Annotated in this window: 1 protein-coding gene and 1 pseudogene; one reads left to right on the top strand and one right to left on the bottom strand. The window is 57.3% G+C overall.

Annotation, left to right across the window (positions count from 1 at the left end):
* Positions 1-466, top strand: a pseudogene (locus EN780_RS34240) (DUF3800 domain-containing protein); the annotation flags it as partial.
* Positions 467-732: 266 nt separating this feature from the next.
* Here EN780_RS34240 and EN780_RS34245 read toward each other — a convergent pair.
* Positions 733-1,227: a helix-turn-helix transcriptional regulator gene (locus EN780_RS34245; protein WP_128276458.1), complete on the bottom strand. Its 495-nt coding sequence runs from the start codon at positions 1,225-1,227 to the stop codon at positions 733-735.
* Positions 1,228-1,408 lie beyond the last annotated feature (181 nt).

A 1,408-nucleotide genomic window follows, 5' to 3' on the forward strand; every position in this document is an offset into this window, starting at 1 on the left:
GCTCTGGTTGATGAGCAGGACTGCCTACTGCATCTTGATCGAGCGTGCCGCCAAATTCGCGCGAAGCCGCGGCCGAAAGCTGCGCGTATTTTTCGAACGCGCTGGCAGGGTCGAGGACAACGAACTGATCGCCTTTGCTCGCTCGCTGAAGAAGGACGGGATGCCTTTCGACGAAAACAATTCTGCGTCCTATCAGTCGCTGAGCGCGGCTGAATTCCGGAACATTGTCAGAGGCGAGCCGCGAGGCAGGACCAAGGTTACCCCGATGATTCAGATTGCGGACCTGGTTCTGTATCCTATGGCCAAAGGTGGCTACGATCCGACCTACCGACCCTACGTATCCCTGATGGAGAACAAGCGGTTGATCGACGCCTTGCTCGATCCGAATGAGCGCGCGAGCCTTGGCATTAAGTACAGCTGCTTCGAGCGCATAAACGACAAAGGCCCGGACGAACCGAGCCTTTGAGAAAGTGTCGGCTGGCGCTTGGCGCCAACCCCGGAGCGTTGCTCACATTGGTATTATGGTGTGGTTGCCCTCCGTTTTCAAGACATGCTGTTGAGATGCTGGCTCAGCGTAGGCGAGGCGCCCCATCATTCGTTCGGAAAGGACCTGTGGTCAGCCAGACTTGGGAGCAGGAGCTTCGGGGAAGGGATCGGTCGGCGACAGCTATCATCTCACAGGGGGCTATCTCCATAAGGCGCTGGCGTCGCGCCCATCGCCAGCAAAACCGCCTAGCGGCCTTCGTCCTTCGTTGTTGATGAGGCTGTGGCGGCGTCGGCCGCCTTCTGGTGTGAGACCATGCGCTTAACCAGGGCGAGGAGATCGCGCGTCGTGTCGTGGGGCAAGTCCGCCATAAGTTTTGCCAGTTCAAGACGATCCTTGGCTTCCTCCGGCGTCCGGCCCCAAAGATGAGGAGCAGCCTCAAAAAGCATTTCGATCGGCATGAAGCCGAGGATTTCACAGAGGTGGATCATACGAGTGACATGCATTTTGGAGAAAGCACGTTCGTATCGCCCGTAGACAGGCATTGACAGGCCAAGCAAAGGCGCGAGATCCGCGCGCGTCAGCCCTTCGTCCTCGCGCTCCTTGCGAAGAAAGGCCGCGATCTTCTTGTCCATCTCGCCCAGGGTCGTGATGCCGCCAAACCCCGGGCGTCGATAAATCGGTTTATCAATCTCAGGATCGGTCGTTTCCACCAATCCCTTTGCACTTTTATAGGTGTTCATATCCCGCGTCACGGACCCCGTCCCTCCAAATGAAAAACCGCCCACAGGGCGGCACTATGTACCAATTTTGTTAGACTCGGCACCAGTTCCAATACCCAGAACTAGCTTTTTCCCGTACCATTTTGGGGGATTGGAGTCGGCCGAAGCTGCTGTGCACGGATAGTCCTCCGACCTCTTGGAG

Origin of the sequence: Mesorhizobium sp. M4B.F.Ca.ET.089.01.1.1 (genome assembly GCF_004022605.1) — a bacterium.
Taxonomy (GTDB): Bacteria; Pseudomonadota; Alphaproteobacteria; order Rhizobiales; family Rhizobiaceae; genus Mesorhizobium; species Mesorhizobium abyssinicae.